The sequence below is a fragment of the Chromobacterium sp. Beijing genome (assembly GCF_021496765.1).
Classification (GTDB): domain Bacteria; phylum Pseudomonadota; class Gammaproteobacteria; order Burkholderiales; family Chromobacteriaceae; genus Chromobacterium.
This window is the reverse complement of sequence record NZ_CP053750.1, coordinates 2392622-2411406: the sequence shown is the minus strand read 5'-3', so window position 1 is coordinate 2411406 and position 18785 is coordinate 2392622. Positions and strand designations below refer to the sequence as shown.

Below are 18785 nucleotides of genomic sequence, written 5' to 3'. Positions count from 1 at the left end.
GACGCATGGTTTTGACAAACGTAAAACAATTTGCCAGTGAGCTTAACCTCACACCGGAACGCCTGCTGGAACAGCTGGGCGCGGCCGGCGTGAGCAAACGCTCGCCGGATGACGCGCTATCCGCGCAAGACAAGTCCCAGCTTCTTGACTATCTGAAGCGCTCCCACGGCGCGCGCGACGAAGAGTCGCGCATCGCCCTGACGCGCAAGTCCACCAGCGAGATCAAGACCGCCGACGGCAGCACCGTCAAGGTGGAGACCCGCAAGAAGCGCTTCGTGGTGCGTCCGGAAGAGGCGTCCGCGGCTCAGCCCGCCGCGGCCGAGTCCAGCCCGGTGGAGCCGGTGAAGGCGCCGGAACCGGCGCCGGCTCCGGCGGTGGAAGCCAAGCCCGAACCGAAACCGGAAATCAAGCCCGAGCCCAAGCCGGAACCGGCTCCGCAAGCCGCGGAAGCCAAGCCCGAGCCCAAGCCGGCTGAAGCGCCGCGCCAGGAAGCCGCCAAACCGGCCGCTCCCAAGCCGGCCGCTCCGGCGCAGCGTCCGACCGTGGCCTCCATCCTGAGCCCGGAAGAAATCGCCGCTCGCGAAGCCGAGGAAAAGCGCCAGGCCGCTTTCCGCGCCCGTCAGGAAGCGCTGATGCGCGAAAAGATCGAGCGCGAAGAGCGCCGCCAGGCCGCGCGCCAGGCCGCCTTGCAACCGCCGCCGGCTCCCGAGCCGGTGCGCGCCGCTGAGCCGCCGGCTCGCCGCGAAGAACCGCGCCGCGACGACCGTCGTCCGGCCGGCGCCGGCGACAACCGCGGCCCGCGCCCGGCTGGCGACAACCGTGGCCCGCGTCCGGCTGGCGACAACCGCGGCCCGCGCCCGGCTGGCGACAACCGTGGTCCGCGCCCGGCTGGCGACAACCGCGGCCCGCGTCCGGCTGGCGATAACCGCGGTCCGCGCCCGGCTGCTGCCGGCGCGCCCGGCGCCCCGGCGGTTCCGGCCACCGTGGCCGGCCGTCCCGACGCCAAGAAAGGCGGCGGCAAGAAGGGCGGCGATCGCTGGGACGAAGGCAAGAAGGGCGGCCGCGGTCTGAGGACCAAGGGCGGCGATGCCGGCAACGACTGGAAATCCCGCGGCGGCAAGAACCGTCACAAGCAGAACAATCAGCACGCCTTCCAGGCGCCGACCGAACCCATCGTGCATGAAGTGCTGGTGCCGGAAACCATTTCCGTCGCCGATCTGGCGCACAAGATGGCCGTCAAGGCCGTCGAGGTGATCAAGGCGCTGATGAAGATGGGCATGATGGTGACCATCAACCAGGTGCTGGACCAGGAAACCGCGATGATCGTGGTGGAAGAAATGGGTCACGTGCCGAAGGCGGCTCAGGCCGACGATCCGGAAGCCTATCTGGAACTGGGCGGCGCCGAGTCCGCGGTGGAAGTCGTGGAACTGCCGCGCTCCCCGGTGGTGACCGTGATGGGTCACGTCGACCACGGCAAGACCTCGCTGCTGGACTACATCCGCCGCGCCAAGGTCGCCGCGGGCGAAGCCGGCGGCATTACTCAGCACATCGGCGCTTACCACGTGGAAACCCCGCGAGGCATGATCACCTTCCTGGACACCCCGGGTCACGAAGCGTTTACCGCGATGCGTGCCCGCGGCGCCAAGGCCACCGACATCGTGGTGCTGGTGGTGGCGGCCGACGACGGCGTGATGCCGCAAACCATCGAAGCCATCCACCACGCCAAAGCGGCCAAGGTGCCGATGGTGGTGGCGGTGAACAAGATCGACAAGCAGGGCGCCAACGTCGAGCGCATCCGTCAGGAACTGGTATCGCATGAAGTGGTGCCGGAAGACTGGGGCGGCGACACTCAGTTCGTCGAAGTGTCGGCCAAAATGGGCCAGAACATCGACGCGCTGCTGGAAGCCATCCTGCTGCAAGCCGAAGTGCTGGAGCTGAAGGCTCCGGTGGAAGCGCCGGCCAAGGGCATCATCGTCGAGGCTCGCCTCGACAAGGGCCGCGGCCCGGTGGCCACCTTGCTGGTTCAATCCGGCACCCTGAAGAAGGGCGACGTGGTACTGGCCGGCACCGCCTTCGGCCGCGTCCGCGCCATGATGGACGAAAACGGCAAGGCCATCGAATCCGCCGGTCCGGCGATTCCGGTGGAGATCCTGGGTCTGTCCGACGTGCCGCAAGCCGGCGAAGACGCGATGGTGCTGACCGACGAGAAGAAGGCGCGTGAAATCGCCCTGTTCCGCGCCGGCAAGTTCCGCGACGTGCGTCTGGCCAAGCAGCAGGCGGCCAAGCTGGAGAATATGTTCGCGCAGATGGCGGAGGGCGAGGTGCAAACTCTGTCCATCATCATCAAGGCCGACATGCAAGGTTCCTACGAAGCGCTGGCCGGCAGCTTGCAAAAGCTGTCCACCGACGAAGTGCGCGTGGGCATCCTGCACTCCGGCGTGGGCGGCATCTCGGAATCCGACGTCAACCTGGCGATCGCCTCCAAGGCCATCGTGATCGGCTTCAACACCCGTGCCGATGCCGCCGCCCGCAAGCTGGCGGAGAGCGAAGGCGTGGACATCCGCTACTACAACATCATCTATGATGCGGTGGACGAAGTGAAAGCGGCGCTGTCCGGCATGCTGGCTCCGGAGAAGAAAGAACAGATCCTGGGCACGGTGGAAATCCGTCAGGTGATCCCGGTGTCCAAGGTGGGCAATATCGCGGGTTGCATGGTGACCGACGGCATGATCAAGCGCACCGCTTCGATCCGTCTGATCCGCAACCACGTGGTGGTGCACACCGGCGAACTGGATTCCCTGAAGCGCTTCAAGGACGACGTGAAGGAAGTGAAGCAGGGCTACGAATGCGGCCTGATGCTGAAAAACTTCAACGACATCCAAGAAGGCGACCAGCTGGAAGCGTTCGAAATCGTGGAAGTGGCGCGCTCTCTGTAAGCGAGACGCCAAGGGCGGGCGCCGGTCTGACCGTGAGGTCGGCGGGCGCTCGCCTTTTTTCTTGTTTGAATTAGCCACGGAAGTACACGGAATGAATGGCGCTGAATGAGGGGGCCTGATTCGGTGGACGAGGGAGCGCCGCCGATGCGCGCTTTCCGTGCCGTTCCGTGTGCTTCCGTGGCTAATTAATCAATTTATTGGAAATGCTATGGCCAAAGCCAAAAAAGGTTTCTCCCGTTCCGACCGCATCGCCGAGCAGATTCAGCGCGAACTGGCGGAACTGACCCGCAAGGGCCTGAAAGATCCGCGCGCCGGTTGGATCACCATCACCCTGGTGCAAGTGACCCGCGATTATTCGCACGCCAAGGTGTTCTACACCGTGATGGACGAGAAGACGCGCGAAGCCACCCAGGAGGCGCTGGAAAGCTCGGCCGGCTATCTGCGCTCCGAGCTGGGCCGCAGCATCAAGATCTTCACCACGCCGCAGCTGCACTTCGTCTACGACGAATCGGTGGAGCGCGGCATGCATATGACCAGCCTGATCAATCAGGTGGCGCGCGAGGACGCCGAGAAGTTCGGCGGCCAGGAAGCCGCGGCCGGCGAGGACGGCGCCGAGGGCAAGGAATGAGCAAGCCGCGCAGCAATCGCCGCCTGATAGACGGCGTGCTGCTGATCGACAAGCCTTACGACATCTCCAGCAACGGCGCGCTGCAAAAGGCGCGCTGGCTGCTGAACGCCGCCAAGGCCGGCCATACCGGCGTGCTGGACCCGCTGGCCACCGGCCTGCTGCCGGTCTGCCTGGGCGAGGCCACCAAGTTTTCCTCCTATCTGCTGGACGCGGACAAGGGCTACCGCGCCACGGTGAAGTTCGGCGTGGTGACCACCACCGGCGACGTGGAGGGCGAGGTGGTGTCCGAACGTCCGGCGGCTTTCGACCGCGACGGCCTGCTGGCGGCGATGGCGGCCTTCCGCGGCGAAATTTCCCAGGTGCCGCCGATGTATTCGGCGCTCAAGCATCAGGGCAAGCCCTTGTACGAGTACGCGCGCGCCGGCATCGAGATCGAACGCGAGGCGCGGCGGGTGCATATCCGCAAGCTGGAGTTGATCAGCCTGGACGGCGACACCGCGGTGATCGAGGTGCTGTGCAGCAAGGGCACCTATATCCGCACTCTGGCCTGCGACATCGGCGAAGCCCTGGGCTGCGGCGCGCATCTGACCGGCCTGCGCCGCACCGCCACCGGCGGTTTTTCGCTGGACGAGGCCTTGCAACTGGCGGATATCGAAGCGCTGGAAATGCCGCAGCGCGAGGCCTTGCTGTTGCCGGCGGACATCCTGGTGCGCCATCTGCCCGAGGCGGAACTGGCGGCCGAGGAGGCCGGTAAATTCATGCACGGACAGCCCGTGCGTTTTACCGAAAAATGTGCGAAAATGCAGCGTTTCCGGATTTACCGCGAGGGAAGCCGGGAATTCTTGGGGCTGGGCGAGGCGCGCGACGATGGTCGCCTGCATCCGATCCGGCTCCTGGCGAGCAAGACGGCGACGTCTTGAACGCCGACGGCCGCAAGGCCGCTTTACCGGAGTGTTGATGGGTTGCGAGGGTTTCGGCCTTGGCTGCTCGCTGCACTTGTCGGGTTGAAAGACCCCTACTGATAATTTGGAGTTACCCCAAATGGCAATGACCGCCGCTCAAAAAGCAGACATCGTTAAAGACTTCCAGCGCAGCGAAGGCGACACCGGTTCGTCCGAAGTGCAAGTGGCTCTGTTGACCGCTCGCATCAACGACCTGACCCCGCACTTCAAAGCCAACACCAAGGACCACCACAGCCGTCGTGGCCTGTTGAAGCTGGTAAGCCGTCGCCGTCGTCTGCTGGATTACCTGAAGCGCACCGATGCCGATAGCTATCGCGCATTGATCGCTCGCCTGGGCCTGCGCAAGTAAGGTTGGGTTTTGGAAAAGTCGCAGCGTGCTGCGACTTTTTCATGCCGCATGCAAGATCGCGAGCATTATTGCTGTAACAACGGGGGGAGCCTCTAAAAATTCGGATCGGCGCTGTTGGTCGGAATTTTTAGGGTTCCCGTTGTTTTTTCGGCTTGCGATTATTTGTCACACACAAAGAAATAGGGAAACCCTGTGTTCAATAAAATCACCAAGTCTTTCCAGTACGGCCGTCACACCGTCACCCTGGAAACCGGCGAAGTCGCCCGTCAGGCGTCTGGTTCCGTCATCGTCTCCGTTGAAGACACCGTCGTGCTGGTCTCCGTGGTGGGCGGCAAGAACGTCAAGCCGGGCCAGGACTTCTTCCCGCTGACCGTGGACTACCTGGAGCGCACCTACGCCGCCGGCAAGATCCCGGGCGGCTTCTTCAAGCGCGAAGGCAAGCAGTCCGAGAAGGAAGTGCTGACCAGCCGCCTGATCGACCGTCCGATCCGCCCGCTGTTCCCGGAAGGCTTCTTCCACGACGTGCAGATCGTCGCCACCGTGATGTCGCTGAATCCTGAAGTGGATTCCGACGTTCCGGCGATGATCGGCGCTTCCGCCGCTCTGGCCATTTCCGGCCTGCCGTTCGCCGGCCCGATCGGCGCCGCCCGCGTGGGCTACGCCAATGGCGAATACATCCTGAACCCGACCCGCACCGAACTGGCCGCATCCGAAATGGACCTGGTGGTCGCCGGTACCGAGCGCGCGGTGCTGATGGTGGAATCCGAAGCCAAGGAACTGCCGGAAGCCGTGATGCTGGGCGCCGTGGTGTTCGGTCACGAGCAGATGCAAGCCGCGATCAAGGCCATCAACGAACTGGCCGACGAAGTGAACCCGGTGATGTTCGACTGGGCCGCTCCGGTGGCCGATGAGGCGCTGATCGCCCAAGTGCGCGCCATCGCCGGCGAGCAACTGGCCAACGCCTTCCGCCTGCGTCAGAAGCAAGCCCGCACCGTGGCGATCAACGAAGCCTGGAGCGCGGTCAAAGCCGGTCTGATCGACGAAAACACCGACACCCTGAAGGCCAATGAGATCAAGGGCATCTTCAAGGGCCTGGAAGCCGAAATCGTTCGCGGCCAGATCCTGGCCGGCGATGCGCGCATCGACGGTCGCGACACCCGCACCGTGCGCCCGATCAGCATCCGCAACAACGTGCTGCCGCGCACCCACGGTTCCGCGCTGTTCACCCGCGGCGAAACCCAAGCCATGGTGGTGACCACGCTGGGCACCAAGCAGGACGAGCAGATCATCGACGCGCTGGCCGGCGAATACACCGAGCGCTTCATGCTGCATTACAACTTCCCGCCGTACTCCACCGGCGAAGCCGGCCGCATGGGCCCGCCGAAGCGCCGTGAAATCGGCCACGGCCGCCTGGCCAAGCGCGCGCTGGTTGCCGTGCTACCGCCGGAATCGGAATTCGGCTACTCGATGCGCGTGGTGTCGGAAATCACCGAATCCAACGGCTCCTCGTCGATGGCTTCCGTGTGCGGCGGCTGCCTGTCGCTGCTGTCCGCCGGTGTGCCGCTGAAGGCGCACGTGGCCGGCATCGCCATGGGTCTGATCCTGGAAGGCAACCGCTTCGCGGTGCTGACCGACATCCTGGGCGATGAAGATCACCTGGGCGACATGGACTTCAAAGTGGCCGGTACCGCCGCAGGCGTGACCGCGCTGCAGATGGACATCAAGATCCAGGGCATCACCAAGGAAATCATGCAGGTGGCGCTGGATCAGGCCAAAGAAGGCCGCATGCACATCCTGGGTCTGATGAAGGAAGCCGTGGACGGCCCGCAAGAGCTGTCCGCTCACGCTCCGCGTCTGTACGTGATGAAGATCAACCCGGACAAGATCCGCGAAGTGATCGGCAAGGGCGGCGAAACCATCCGCTCCATCACCAAGGACACCGGCTGCGAGATCAATATCGAGGAAGACGGCACCATCACCATCGCTTCGGTCAGCAACGAAGGCGCGGAAGCCGCCAAGAAGCGCATCGAAGAGATCACCGTTGAAGTGGAAGTGGGCAAGGTGTACGAAGGCACCGTGGTCAAGATCCTCGACAACAACGTCGGCGCCATCGTGTCCATCCTGCCGGGCAAAGATGGTCTGGTCCACATTTCCCAGATCGCCAACGAGCGCATCAAGAACGTGGCCGACTATCTGAAAGAAGGCCAGGTCGTGAAGGTCAAGGCCATCGAAATGGACGACCGCGGCCGCATCCGCCTGTCCATCAAGGCCCTGCTGGAAGAAGAAGCCAAGACCGCGCAGGCGACTGCCGATTCCTTCGGTCTGAAAACCCAGTAAGCCAGCCAGAGCGCGGCTCCGATGCGGAGCGGCCGCCGGCTAGCATCACCCCCTGCCATGGCAGGGGGTTTTTTACGACTGCGAGATGAGCGCGATGGATGAGACGCGTATTGAGTTCGGCGGCGGCAAGGTGCTGTTGCTGATCGTCGCCGGCCTGGCTTTTGTCGCCGTCGGCTATGCGATGTGGACTGCGCCGGACACGGATATCAGCCTGGTCCGGCGTTATGGCGCCGGAGGCGCGGCGATGGTCTTCTTCGGCGCTTGCTGCCTGCTAGGCCTGCGTCAATGCCTGCAGCGCAAGCCGGCCCTGGTGTTCAACGCGCAGGGGCTGTCGGACCATTCCAGCCAGATCGCCGTCGGCTTGATCGCATGGACGGATATCGTGGGCTGGGAAGTCTCGGCGGGGCGCGGTCAGCAGTTTTTGATCATCAAGGTGAGAGCGCCGGGCAAGTACCTGAGCCGGCTGGGGCCGGTGGCGAGGCTATTCAGCCATTTCAATTTCATATGCTATGGCAGTCCGATCGCCATTTCCTCCACCGCCTTGCAGGCGAGTTTCGATGATTTGCTCGCGTTGCTTGGGCGCTATCATCAACGCTATGGCTCGGCGCCCGCCGGGTGGGCTTAGTCATTGCCGCACACGCCGAGCGCTTTGCGCCTCGGCGTGTTTTGGCTTGGTCCTCAGGGGCTGTTTACGATCTCGCGAGACAAGGCGTAAGCGGAGTGTGCAAGTGGTGCATAGCATTCTGAAGCCGTACACACCGTGTAAGGCTCCACGACGCGCAGCAGATCGTAAGCCGGCTCTCAGGGCTGGGCCGGCTTGATGGCCATGCCGCGCGCCAATAGCCGGGCGCTGTCGCGGCACCAGTCGTCGATCAGGCTTTCCAGGCTTTCCAGCTTGACCGCCTCGCCGCGCTGGCGGCTCTTGTCGCTTTTGCGCAGATTGACGCTGCCGGCCAGCAGCTTGCCGTTATTGGCGTCTTCCAGTTGTCCCATGCTGGCCACCTTGGTCAGATAGGGTTCCTTGCCGGCGGCCAGCCGGCCCAGATTGAACACCGCCTTGATCGGCAGGATGTCCAGCGGCTCCACGCCCGGCCGTTCCTGAGCCATGCCGGTGACGGCCACGCGCAGGCGGGCGCTGTCCGGCAGCGCCTCGCGGCTGACCGGGATGCCGACCTTGTGCAACTCCTCGGTCATCCGCCGCTGAAAATAGGCGGCGATCCGGTTTTCCTCGCCGCTCTGCAGCAATTGCCAATCGCCGTCAGCCTGGTGGCGCATGAAGTACAGCGGTTCCACCACGATGGATTTGTAAGCGCTCAGCTGCGCGTCCGGCGCCCGGTACAGCTTTTGCGAGGCGTCGCGGTCCGCGGCCTTGAAGGCGGTCAGCGGCAGGCTGAACACGGTCTGCGGGGCCGCGGCGTCCTGGCCAGAGCGGGCAGGGCGGCCAGCAACAGCAGGCCGAAGGTGAGGGTCTTGCGCATGAGGCGTTCCTGTTTCATGGGGTATGAGGCTTGCGGCGATGCTTGCGGCAACCGCGGCTAGACCGGCGGCGCGGCGCGGGCGTTCCCCGGCTTCACACATCTTTGCATTCCGCCATCATCATGCTAGCAGCCGGCCAGGGCGATGCGCGATTTTGATCTTGAGCATTGAATACCACATTAATACCAGTTAGCCTGTGCCCACGGTGGCATGCGGATGACGATTGGGAGTCGCGGCGATAGCGTTTCGCCGCGCGGCGCGCCACGCAAATCGCAGAGGTGAGCATGAGGACGAAACAACTATTGGCGGCGGGCCTGTTGTCGGCCAGCGCGCTGGCTTGGGCGCAGCCGGATGTCGCGGCGATGGCGCGGGACCTGTCCCTGGCGGTGGCGGTGGACAGTAATAAGGGGGCGGCCGCCGGCGCGCGCTGCGTGGAACTGGGCGCGGACTGGGGCAGTTGCCTGAAAGGGCGGCTGATCCTGCAAAACCATGGCTCGGCCGCGGTGCCGGCCAAGGACTGGACCTTGTACCTGCACAGCATCCGGCGGCTGCTGAAGCTGGACAGCCCTGACTTCGAATTGAGCCATTTGACCGGCGATCTGTATCGGCTGACGCCCAAGCCGGGCTTCGCCGGCATCGCCGCCGGCGCCAAGCTGGAACTGCCCTTGGTGGCCGAGTACTGGATGTTGCACAACAGCGACGTGTTGCCGCGGCCCTATCTGGTAACCGACGGCCAGGCGCCGGCAGTGCTGGCGCGCAATGACGACGACGACGCCAGCTATCTGCTGCCGCTGCCGGGCGATGAATGGAAGTCGCCGGCGGGCGAAGCGCGGCCCCTGATGGACGCCGCCGAGCGTTATCGCGAATTCGCGCGCCGCGGCCCGCAACTGGCCGCCGCCGATGTGGCCGCGCGGGTGATTCCCGCCGCGCTGCGCGTCAAGCCGGACGGCGGCAAGACGGCGGCCGCGGGGCTGAGCTGGCGGCTGCCGGCGCTGGCCCCGGACGCGCGCGCGGCGCTGGCGCAACGCAGCCGCCAGCTGGGCCTGGCCGGGCAGGGCCTGCCGGTCAGCGGCGCGGTGGTCAAGGGCTTGCCGGCCGACATCGCCGTCGCCGGCGGTTACCGCTTGCGGGTGGGGCGCGGCGGCGCGCGCATAGACGCGCATGACGCCGCCGGCCTGTTCTACGGCGCGCAGACCTTGCTGGGCCTGATGCCGCAAGGCGGCGGCGAGATCCCGACGCTGACGGTGGAGGACGCGCCGCGCTACGCGCACCGCGGCTTCATGGTGGACGTGGCGCGCAATTTCCGTCAGCCGGCCACGCTCAAGCGCCTGATCGAGCAGATGGCCGCCTACAAGCTCAACAAGCTGCATCTGCATCTGTCCGACGACGAAGGCTGGCGCTTGCAGATCAACGGCCTGCCGGAATTGACCGAGGTCGGCGCGCGCCGCTGTCACGATCTGAACGAGGACCGCTGTCTGCTGCCGCAACTGGGGTCTGGTCCGGACAACCGTTCCGGCGGCGGCTATTTGAGCCGCGAGCAGTATGTGGAGCTGCTGCGTTACGCCAAGGCGCGCTTCATCGAGGTGATTCCGGAAATCGACATGCCGGCGCACGCGCGCGCGGCGGTGATGGCGATGGAGCGGCGTTATCGCCACCTCAGTCAGTTGGAGCAGCCGGAAGCCGCCTCCGCCTACCGGCTGATCGATCCGCAAGACCGTTCCAACACCTTGTCGGTGCAATTCTACGACCGTCACACCTATGTCAATCCTTGCGTGCCCGGCGTGCCGCGCTTCGTCGACAAAGTGGTGTCGGAAGTGGCCGCCATGCACCGCGAGGCCGGTGCGCCGCTGGCGGTCTGGCACTTTGGCGGCGACGAGGCCAAGAACATCTTGTTGGGCGGGGGTTTCCAGGACCTGTCCGGCCAGGACCCCGGCAAGGGCAAGATCAAGCTGGCGGAGCAGGACAAGCCCTGGGCGCGCTCGCCGGCCTGCCGCGCGCTGTTGGCGGAGCGGCCGGGGAAAACCGTCGCCGATCTGCCCTTGCAGTTCGCCGAGGACGTCAGCCGCATCCTGGCGCGGCACGGCATCGCCACGATGGGCGCCTGGCAGGACGGTTTGAAAGGCGCGAAATCGCCCAAGGATTTCGCCACCGCCAAGGTGATGGTGACCGAGTGGGACGCCTTGTTCTGGGGCGCGGCCAAGGAAGCGCACGAGTTCGCCAACAAGGGTTTTGAGACCGTGCTGGCGATGCCGGATTATTTGTACTTCGACTTCCCCTATGAGTTGAACCCCAAGGAACGCGGCTATTACTGGGCCTCGCGCGCCACCGACAGCTATAAGGTGTTCAGCTTCGCGCCGGACAATCTGCCGCAGAACGCCGAAGTGATGACGGACCGTCAGGGCAAGGCTTTCGAAGTGCCCAGCGAGGCCGGGCCGGCGCGCTTCGCCGGCATCCAGGGGCAGGCCTGGAGCGAGGTGATGCGCAGCGACGCCCAGTTTGAATACATGGCCTATCCGCGGCTGCTGGCATTGGCCGAGCGCGCCTGGCACCGCGCGGGCTGGGAACGGCCTTATCGTCAGGGCGAGCGTTATCAGCTGGGCGTCAGCCATCTGGTGGACCGCGCGGCCTTGAACCGGGATTGGCAGCAGTTCGCCGCAGTGCTGGGCTGGCGCGAGGCGGCCAAACTGGAGCGCGCCGGCATCGGTCTGCGCATCGCGCCGCCGGGCCTGGCGAGCGGGGCGGCGGCGGTGCTGACGGAGTTCCCCGGCCAGGCGCTGCAGTTCTCGCCGGACGGGCGCAACTGGACGCCGTACCGGCCGGGCCTGGGCGCGGAAGCGCCTTATTGGCGCGGCGTCAGCGGCGACGGCGCGCGCTTTAGCCGGCAGGAGGCGCGCGGCGGCGACTGAGCGCCGATGCGGGCAAGGTAAGGACGCTCGGGCCGCCGGCCCGGGCGTTTTTCATGGATGAGCGGTTTCCCGGCGTTGATAAGACAATAGAGTTGATCTATCTTGATGATCCCGCAGCGCGCCGGAGGGCGGCGTTTACAGCCGGATTGAGCACAGTTGCCCTCTGTAATGGATGTTGTCGGACAAAATTTATTGCGCTGTATCAAAGAATGTATACGCCGGTGTCGCAAACCGGATATGGATTTGCGACGGGCTTACCTTAGAATCATTGAAACTTCATGAAATCATCGATAAAGCCGGCATCACGACCGGTCCGGCCAGCCGCTTGGGATTTCATGATACGGATAAGAAACGACGATAGAGCAGGAAGGGAACCATCAAGATGAGCAATACTGTAACGCGCGCCGATTTCGACCAGGTCATGGTCCCCAATTACGGTCCGGCCGGTTTCATCCCGGTCAAGGGCCTGGGTTCCCGCGTATGGGACCAGAGCGGCCGCGAATTCATCGATTTCGCCGGCGGCATCGCCGTCAACTCGCTGGGCCATTGCCACCCGCAGCTGGTGGCGGCCTTGACCGAGCAGGCTTCCAAGCTGTGGCACGTGTCCAATGTGTTCACCAACGAGCCGGCCTTGAAGCTGGGCAAGCTGCTGACCGAGTCCACCTTCGCCGAGCGCGTGTTCTTCTGCAACTCCGGCGCGGAAGCCAATGAAGCCGCCTTCAAGCTGGCGCGCAAATACGGTTCCGATCACTTCGGCCCGGAAAAGAACCAGATCCTGGCCTGCAAGAACTCCTTCCACGGCCGCACCCTGTTCACCGTCAGCGTCGGCGGCCAGCCCAAGTACACCGAAGGCTTCGGCCCGGTGCCGGGCGGCATCGCCCACTTCGAATACAACGACATCGAATCGCTGAAAGCGGCCATCTCCGACCAGACCTGTGCGGTGGTGATCGAACCCATCCAGGGCGAGGGCGGCGTGATGCCGGCCGACAAGGCCTTCCTGGAAGCCGCGCGCCAGCTGTGCGACCAGCACAACGCGCTCTTGGTGTTCGATGAAGTGCAAAGCGGCGTCGGCCGCACCGGTTCGCTGTTCGCCTATCAGGAATACGGCGTGACCCCGGACATCCTCAGCTCCGCCAAGGGCATAGGCGGCGGCTTCCCGATCGGCGCGATGCTGACCACCGAGAAAGTGGCCAAGAGCTTCGGCATCGGCACCCATGGCTCCACCTACGGCGGCAACCCGCTGGCCTGCGCGGTGGCGCACAAGGTGCTGGAACTGGTCAAGGAGCCGGCGGTGCTGGACGGCGTGCGCGCCAAGCACCAGCGCTTCGTCGACGGCCTGAACGCGATCAACGCCAAATACCAGGTGTTCAAGACCGTGCGCGGCATGGGCCTGCTGCTGGGCTGCGTGCTGACCGACGCTTACGCCGGCCGCGCCAAGGAGTTCCTGAAAGCCGCTGAAAAGCAGGGCCTGATGTTGCTGGTGGCCGGTCTGAGCGTGGTGCGCCTGGCGCCGTCGCTGGTGATCGAGGATCAGGACATCGACGAAGGCCTGGCGCGTTTCGACGCGGCCATCGCCGAACTGGTCGCCGGTCGATAAGCGCCCGCGGCACTGATTCCGGGCGGCCGCCGGCCGCCCTTGCTCCAAGACACAATACTGTTATCCGCCCACGCTCCCGCCCCTGGCAGGCGCGCGGGTGATGCTGCGCCGCGGTCCCGCCGCGGCCCGGCCGGATTTCAGCGATAGGGGAGATGTCCCATGCTTACCGTGCGTCCCGTCCGCACCTCCGATCTGCCCGCCATCGAACGCATGGCGGTGGCCAGCGGCATCGGCGTCACCAGCTTGCCCAATAACCGGGAAAAGCTGTTCGAGCGCATCCAGCAGTCCGTGTCCGCCTTCGAGCACGAGGCCACCGGCGACTCCGGCTGCGAATACTATATGTTTGTGCTGGAGGAGGGCGGCCAGGTGCTGGGCACCGCGTCCATCAACGCTTCCGCCGGTTTCGACGAGCCCTTCTACAGCTATCGCAGCGAAATCTTCGTGCACGCCTCGCGCGCGCTGAAGGTCAACAACCGCGTGCACGTGCTGAATATGTGCCACGACCTGACCGGCATGGTGCAGCTGTGCGGCTTCTACGTGGACGGCCACCAGGAGCCCTTGGCCGCCGAGCTGCTGTCGCGCGCCCGGCTGCTCTTCATCGCCAGCAAGCGCGAGCGCTTCGGCCGCCGCGTGATCGCGGAGATGCAGGGCATTCACGACGACGCCGGCCAGTCGCCGTTCTGGAACGCCATCGGCCGCCGCTTCTTCAATATGGATTTCCTGCAGGTGGAACAGGCCTTCGTCAGCCACAGCAAGACCTTCATCGCCGAGCTGATGCCCAGCTATCCGATCTACGTACCCTTGCTGCCGGACGAGGCGCAGCACGCCATCGGCCAGATCCACGCCAGCTTCGAGCGCTCCTGCCAGCTGCTGTGCAACGAGGGCTTCGAAGCCGACAACTATATCGACATCTTCGACGGCGGCGCGGTGCTGACCGCCGAGGTGGACCGGCTGAAAACGCTGGAAAACAGCCGCTGCTACCCGGTGGAAGTGCTGGCCAGCCTGCCGGAGCAGGCGCAGCCGCAGTTGTTGAGCAATCTGGAGTCCAGCGAGTTCGCCGCCGCGGTGTGCCGCGTGGCGGTGGTGGACGGCGTGGCCTTCATCAATCCCGACGCCGCCCGCGCGCTGGGTCTCGCCAGCGGCGGCCAGGTTCAAGTGGCCGGTTTGCAGCAGAAGGAGTCCGCAGCATGATGTTCATCCGCCCCGTAGCCCACAAGGACCTGGACGGCCTGATGAATCTGGCGCGCAGCGCCGGCGTCGGCCTGACTTCGCTGCCGGTCAACGAAGAGCGGCTGTCGCGCCGCATCGCCCGCTCGGTGCTGTCTTTCGCCGGCGAGCTGGACAAGGCCGACCAAGGCTATGTCTTCGTGATGGAAGACGGCGCCACCGGCGCCATCGCCGGCATCTGCGCGCTGGAAGCCGCGGTGGGCCTGAAGGAGCCGTGGTACAACTACCGCGTCGGCACCATCGTCCACGCCTCGGAGGAGTTGGGCGTCTATTCGCGCCACGACACCTTGTTCCTGTCCAACGACCACACCGGCTATTCCGAGCTGTGCACGCTGTTCCTGCACCCGGACTATCGCGCCAACCGCAACGGCGGCCTGTTGTCCAAGAGCCGCTTCCTGTTCCTGGCGCAGTTCCCGCAGCTGTTCGGCAAGCTGGTGGTGGCCGAGATGCGCGGCGTGTCCGACGAGGCCGGCCGTTCGCCGTTCTGGGAAGGCCTGGGCCGCCACTTCTTCTCCATAGACTTCGCCCACGCCGATTACCTGACCGGCGTCGGCCAGAAGGCCTTCGTCGCCGAGCTGATGCCCAAGCACCCGGTCTACATCGACTTCCTGCCGCCGGAGGCGCAGGCGGTGATCGGCCAGACCCATGAAAACACCCGCCCGGCGGTGGCGATGCTGGAATCCGAAGGCTTCCGCTACGAGGGCTATGTCGACATCTTCGACGCCGGCCCGACGGTGCAGACCTATACCAGCGAAATCCGCGCGGTGAAGGAAAGCGCGACGGTCGCGGCGCGGCTGGCGGACCCGCTGCCGGAAGGCGACAAGAACTTCTACCTGGTGTCCAACGACTCGCTGGCCGGCTTCCGCGCCGTCCTGGCCGAGACGCTGGCGCCCACCCATGAAATCCTGCTGACGCCGGAACAGGCGCAGGCGCTGAACGTGGAAGAGGGCGGCCATCTGCGCTGCGTCGCGCTCTACCCCAAGGAGAATGCATAGTGAGCAGCTTATTCATCAACGGTCAGTGGCAGGAAGGCGCCGGCGCGGCGCTGAGCAAAACCAATCCGGCCGACAATAGCCCGCTATGGCAGGGCCGCGCCGCCGACGCCGCCCAGGTGGACGCCGCCGTGGCCGCCGGCCGCGCCGCGTTCAAGCACTGGGCGCGCACGCCGCTGGACGCGCGGGTTGCGGTGGCCAAGCGCTTCGGCGAACTCCTGAGCGCCAATAAGGACGCGCTGGCCCGCGTCATCGCCCAGGAAACCGGCAAGCCGCTGTGGGAGGCGCAGACCGAAGTGACCACCATGGTCAACAAGGTGGACATCTCGCTGAAGTCCTACCACGAGCGCACCGGCGAACGCGCCGCCGCCATGGGCGACGCCCAGGCGGTGCTGCGCCACAAGCCGCACGGCGTGGTGGCGGTGTTCGGCCCCTACAACTTCCCCGGCCACCTGCCCAACGGCCACATCGTGCCGGCGCTTTTGGCCGGCAACGCGGTGATCTTCAAACCGTCCGAACTGACGCCGTGGACGGCGCAGGAAACGGTGCGCTTGTGGGCCGAAGCCGGCCTGCCGGCCGGCGTGATCGCGCTGCTGCAAGGCGCGCGCGACACCGGCGCGGCCCTGGCCGGCCACGCCGGCATCGACGGCCTGTTCTTCACCGGCAGTTCCGCCACCGGCGCGCTGCTGCACAAGAACTTCGCCGGCCATCCGGACAAGATCCTGGCGCTGGAAATGGGCGGCAACAATCCGCTGATCGTGGAAGGGGTCCAGGACATCGACGCCGCCGTCCACCACATCGTCCAGTCCGCCTTCGTCTCCGCCGGCCAGCGCTGCACTTGCGCGCGCCGGCTGCTGCTGCCGCAAGGCGCTTGGGGCGACGCGCTGCTGGCGCGGCTGGTGGAGGTGGCGGCCAAGCTGCGCGTCGGCAAATACGACGCCGAACCGGCGCCCTTCATGGGCGCGGTGATCTCCAGCGCCGCCGCCGAGGCGTTGCTGCAAGCCCAGGCCGCTATGTTGGCCGCCGGCGGCAAGGCGCTGCTGGAAATGCGCCGCTTGACGCCGGACGCGGCGCTGTTGAGCCCGGGCATCATCGACACCACCGCCGCCGAGCGTCCGGACGAGGAATACTTCGGCCCGCTGCTGCAAGTGATACGCTACGCCGATTTCGATCAGGCCATCGCCATCGCCAACAACACCCGCTTCGGCCTGGCCGGCGGCGTGCTGTCCGACGAGCGCGCGCTGTACGAACGCTATCTGCTGGAAAGCCGCGCCGGCGTGGTGAACTGGAACAAGCCCTTGACCGGCGCGTCCAGCGCCGCGCCCTTCGGCGGCGTCGGCGCCTCCGGTAACCATCGCGCCAGCGCCTATTACGCCGCCGACTACTGCGCTTATCCGGTGGCCTCGCTGGAATGCGACAGCCTGGCCGTGCCGGCGCAGCTGTCTCCCGGCATGGTGTTTTAAGAGCGCCCCCTCTCCCCAACCCCTCTCCCGCAAGGGGAGAGGGACTGAAGGCTGAGTGCGACGCCCGTTCATTCGTGCAGTAAGCGTGGGCGGTGCGGTTTTCTCCCCTCGGGGAGAGGGGCGTGTAGTCAACGCAAAAGAGTTAGGTGGCGAGAAGGGGCCAGATGGCCGTCCCGCCATTCAGATGGATTGAGGCAAGGGAGCATTCTCCAAATGAACGCCTATGAAGTGAATTTCGACGGTCTGGTGGGCCCGACGCACAATTACAGCGGCCTGTCCTTCGGCAATGTGGCGTCCACCAGCAATGTCAGCGCCGCGTCCAATCCCAAGCTGGCCGCCAAGCAGGGCCTGGCCAAGATGAAGGCCTTGCACGATCTGGGCTTCAAGCAGGGCGTGCTGGCCCCGCACGAGCGTCCGGACGTGGCCAGCCTGCGTCTGCTGGGCTTTGGCGGCAGCGACGCCGAGGTGGTGGCGCGCGCCGCCAAGGAAGCGCCGGCCATCCTGGCCGCGGCCTGCTCGGCCTCCTGCATGTGGACCGCCAACGCCGCCACCGTCAGCCCGTCCGGCGACACCGCCGACGGCCGCGTGCATTTCACCCCGGCCAATCTGAACAATAAATTCCACCGTTCGATCGAGCATCCGACCACGGGCCGGCTGCTGCGGGCGATGTTCGCCGACGAGTCCCGCTTCGCCGTGCATCCGGCGCTGCCGGCGCAGATGCATTTCGGCGACGAGGGCGCGGCCAACCACACCCGTTTCTGCGCCGAGTACGACGGCGCGGGGGTGGAGTTCTTCGTGTTCGGCGCGGCGGCTTTCGACGCCCGCTATCCCAAGCCGGCCAAGTTCCCGGCGCGCCAGACCCTGGAAGCCTGCCAGGCGGTGGCGCGCTTGCACGGCCTGAGCGCGGAGCGCGTGGTCTACGCGCAGCAGGACCCGGACACCATAGACGCCGGCGTGTTCCACAACGACGTGATCTCGGTGGGCAACCGCCAGGTGCTGTTCCACCACGAGAAATCCTTTGTCGACCAGTACAAGGTGCTGGCCGAGCTGAGCGCCAAGCTGGCGGCGGTCGGCGGCCGCTTCGTGTCGGTGGAGGTGCCGGCGGCGGAGGTCAGCGTCGAGGAGGCGGTGAAGAGTTATCTGTTCAACAGCCAGTTGCTGTCCAAGCCGGACGGCAAGATGATCATCGTGGTGCCGGAAGAGTGCCGCAATCAGCCGCGCGTCTGGGCCTACCTCGGCAAGCTGGTCGCCAGCGGCGGTCCCATCGACGAGGTCAAGGTGTTCGATCTCAAGCAAAGCATGCAGAACGGCGGCGGCCCCGCCTGCCTGCGGCTGCGCGTGGCGCTGTCGGCGGCGGAAATCGCCGCGCTCAATCCCAAGGTGCTGATGAGCGACGCGCTGTTCGCCACGCTCAACGGCTGGGTGGATCGCCATTATCGCGATCGCCTGAGCAGCGAAGACCTGGCCGATCCGCAGCTGCTGATCGAAAGCCGCACCGCGCTGGACGAGTTGAGCGGCATCCTGGGCCTGGGCTCGGTGTACCCCTTCCAGCTGGTTTGAGCCAGCGAGACCCACGCCTGATTTCGAGTCAGGCGCTCTAGCGAAACAGGCCGGGATTCCCGGCCTGTTTTGCGTTTGAAGCGGCGGCGTCCGCGCGGATGCGCCGCTCTTGTCGTCGGGATGATGACAGCCTTTCTTTCACCGAAAACTGTCCTGATTAATGGTATCTATTTGACGAATATCATCTATTTTTGGTTTTTAATGTTGTTTGACATGACAAAAGTCATGTGATAGCTTGAATGACATTGGAATATATTGATCGATACGGCTTGCGGATTTCGGCCTCCTAGCCACGGAGGACGCGGGTTTGCGGCGCGGCCGTCCGCTGCGGCGCAGCGGTTGGGCGTTTGGC

The 18785-nt window shown here is 65.4% G+C and carries 13 protein-coding genes; 12 read left to right on the top strand and 1 reads right to left on the bottom strand.

The features are described from left to right. Positions 1-5 precede the first annotated feature (5 nt). The 6 genes from infB (at position 6) to HQN78_RS11090 (ending at position 7837) form a co-directional block, all read left to right on the top strand. Entirely contained in the window at positions 6-2936 is a 2931-nt protein-coding gene (infB, locus tag HQN78_RS11115) for a translation initiation factor IF-2 (protein WP_235089521.1), read from the top strand. A 208-nt stretch (positions 2937-3144) separates the two neighbouring features. Further along, positions 3145-3564 (top strand): 30S ribosome-binding factor RbfA, encoded by a 420-nt coding sequence (rbfA, locus tag HQN78_RS11110; RefSeq protein ID WP_107800119.1) that lies wholly within the window; start codon positions 3145-3147, stop codon positions 3562-3564. Then, positions 3561-4484, top strand: coding sequence for a tRNA pseudouridine(55) synthase TruB (truB, locus tag HQN78_RS11105; RefSeq protein WP_235089520.1), 924 nt, complete (start codon positions 3561-3563; stop codon positions 4482-4484). Before rbfA ends, truB begins: the two co-directional genes overlap by 4 nt. Positions 4485-4605: 121 nt before the next feature. Further along, positions 4606-4875: a 30S ribosomal protein S15 gene (gene rpsO / locus HQN78_RS11100; protein ID WP_019104449.1), complete on the top strand. Its 270-nt coding sequence runs from the start codon at positions 4606-4608 to the stop codon at positions 4873-4875. Positions 4876-5067: 192 nt separating this feature from the next. Continuing rightward, the gene (gene pnp, locus HQN78_RS11095; RefSeq protein WP_107800117.1) at positions 5068-7212 is read left to right on the top strand and encodes a polyribonucleotide nucleotidyltransferase; all 2145 of its coding nucleotides are present in this window, start codon (positions 5068-5070) and stop codon (positions 7210-7212) included. Positions 7213-7297: 85 nt separating this feature from the next. After that, positions 7298-7837, top strand: a complete 540-nt coding sequence (locus HQN78_RS11090; RefSeq protein WP_227107494.1) for an STM3941 family protein — start codon at positions 7298-7300, stop codon at positions 7835-7837. Between the two features lie 176 nt (positions 7838-8013). On the opposite strand, the gene HQN78_RS11085 is transcribed toward HQN78_RS11090, so the two are convergent. After that, entirely contained in the window at positions 8014-8610 is a 597-nt protein-coding gene (locus tag HQN78_RS11085; RefSeq protein WP_235089518.1) for a DUF3313 domain-containing protein, read from the bottom strand. Between the two features lie 362 nt (positions 8611-8972). Here HQN78_RS11085 and HQN78_RS11080 point away from each other — a divergent pair, with 362 nt between their 5' ends. The 6 genes from HQN78_RS11080 (at position 8973) to astB (ending at position 18433) form a co-directional block, all read left to right on the top strand. Next, positions 8973-11594: a family 20 glycosylhydrolase gene (locus HQN78_RS11080; protein WP_235089516.1), complete on the top strand. Its 2622-nt coding sequence runs from the start codon at positions 8973-8975 to the stop codon at positions 11592-11594. A 382-nt stretch (positions 11595-11976) separates the two neighbouring features. Continuing rightward, positions 11977-13191, top strand: a complete 1215-nt coding sequence (locus tag HQN78_RS11075) for an aspartate aminotransferase family protein (protein ID WP_227107499.1) — start codon at positions 11977-11979, stop codon at positions 13189-13191. Positions 13192-13350: 159 nt separating this feature from the next. Continuing rightward, complete coding sequence (aruF, locus tag HQN78_RS11070; protein ID WP_235089513.1) at positions 13351-14382, top strand: arginine/ornithine succinyltransferase subunit alpha; 1032 nt, start codon at positions 13351-13353, stop codon at positions 14380-14382. Next, positions 14379-15413: an arginine N-succinyltransferase gene (gene astA, locus HQN78_RS11065; protein ID WP_107800111.1), complete on the top strand. Its 1035-nt coding sequence runs from the start codon at positions 14379-14381 to the stop codon at positions 15411-15413. Before aruF ends, astA begins: the two co-directional genes overlap by 4 nt. Beyond that, positions 15413-16873, top strand: a complete 1461-nt coding sequence (gene astD / locus HQN78_RS11060) for a succinylglutamate-semialdehyde dehydrogenase (RefSeq protein ID WP_235089511.1) — start codon at positions 15413-15415, stop codon at positions 16871-16873. The genes astA and astD overlap by 1 nt, the downstream gene beginning before the upstream one ends. A gap of 213 nt (positions 16874-17086) precedes the next feature. Beyond that, positions 17087-18433, top strand: a complete 1347-nt coding sequence (gene astB, locus HQN78_RS11055; RefSeq protein ID WP_235089509.1) for an N-succinylarginine dihydrolase — start codon at positions 17087-17089, stop codon at positions 18431-18433. Positions 18434-18785: the final 352 nt, after the last annotated feature.

What these genes read in the sequence shown, in the direction of transcription:
- truB (WP_235089520.1), top strand. Translation starts at nt 3,561, where the DNA reads ATGAGCAAGCCGCGCAGCAATCGCCGCCTGATAGACGGCGTGCTGCTG.
- astA (WP_107800111.1), top strand. Translation starts at nt 14,379, where the DNA reads ATGATGTTCATCCGCCCCGTAGCCCACAAGGACCTGGACGGCCTGATG.
- rbfA (WP_107800119.1), top strand. Translation starts at nt 3,145, where the DNA reads ATGGCCAAAGCCAAAAAAGGTTTCTCCCGTTCCGACCGCATCGCCGAG.
- HQN78_RS11090 (WP_227107494.1), top strand. Translation starts at nt 7,298, where the DNA reads ATGAGCGCGATGGATGAGACGCGTATTGAGTTCGGCGGCGGCAAGGTG.
- aruF (WP_235089513.1), top strand. Translation starts at nt 13,351, where the DNA reads ATGCTTACCGTGCGTCCCGTCCGCACCTCCGATCTGCCCGCCATCGAA.
- infB (WP_235089521.1), top strand. Translation starts at nt 6, where the DNA reads ATGGTTTTGACAAACGTAAAACAATTTGCCAGTGAGCTTAACCTCACA.
- HQN78_RS11075 (WP_227107499.1), top strand. Translation starts at nt 11,977, where the DNA reads ATGAGCAATACTGTAACGCGCGCCGATTTCGACCAGGTCATGGTCCCC.
- HQN78_RS11080 (WP_235089516.1), top strand. Translation starts at nt 8,973, where the DNA reads ATGAGGACGAAACAACTATTGGCGGCGGGCCTGTTGTCGGCCAGCGCG.
- rpsO (WP_019104449.1), top strand. Translation starts at nt 4,606, where the DNA reads ATGGCAATGACCGCCGCTCAAAAAGCAGACATCGTTAAAGACTTCCAG.
- astB (WP_235089509.1), top strand. Translation starts at nt 17,087, where the DNA reads ATGAACGCCTATGAAGTGAATTTCGACGGTCTGGTGGGCCCGACGCAC.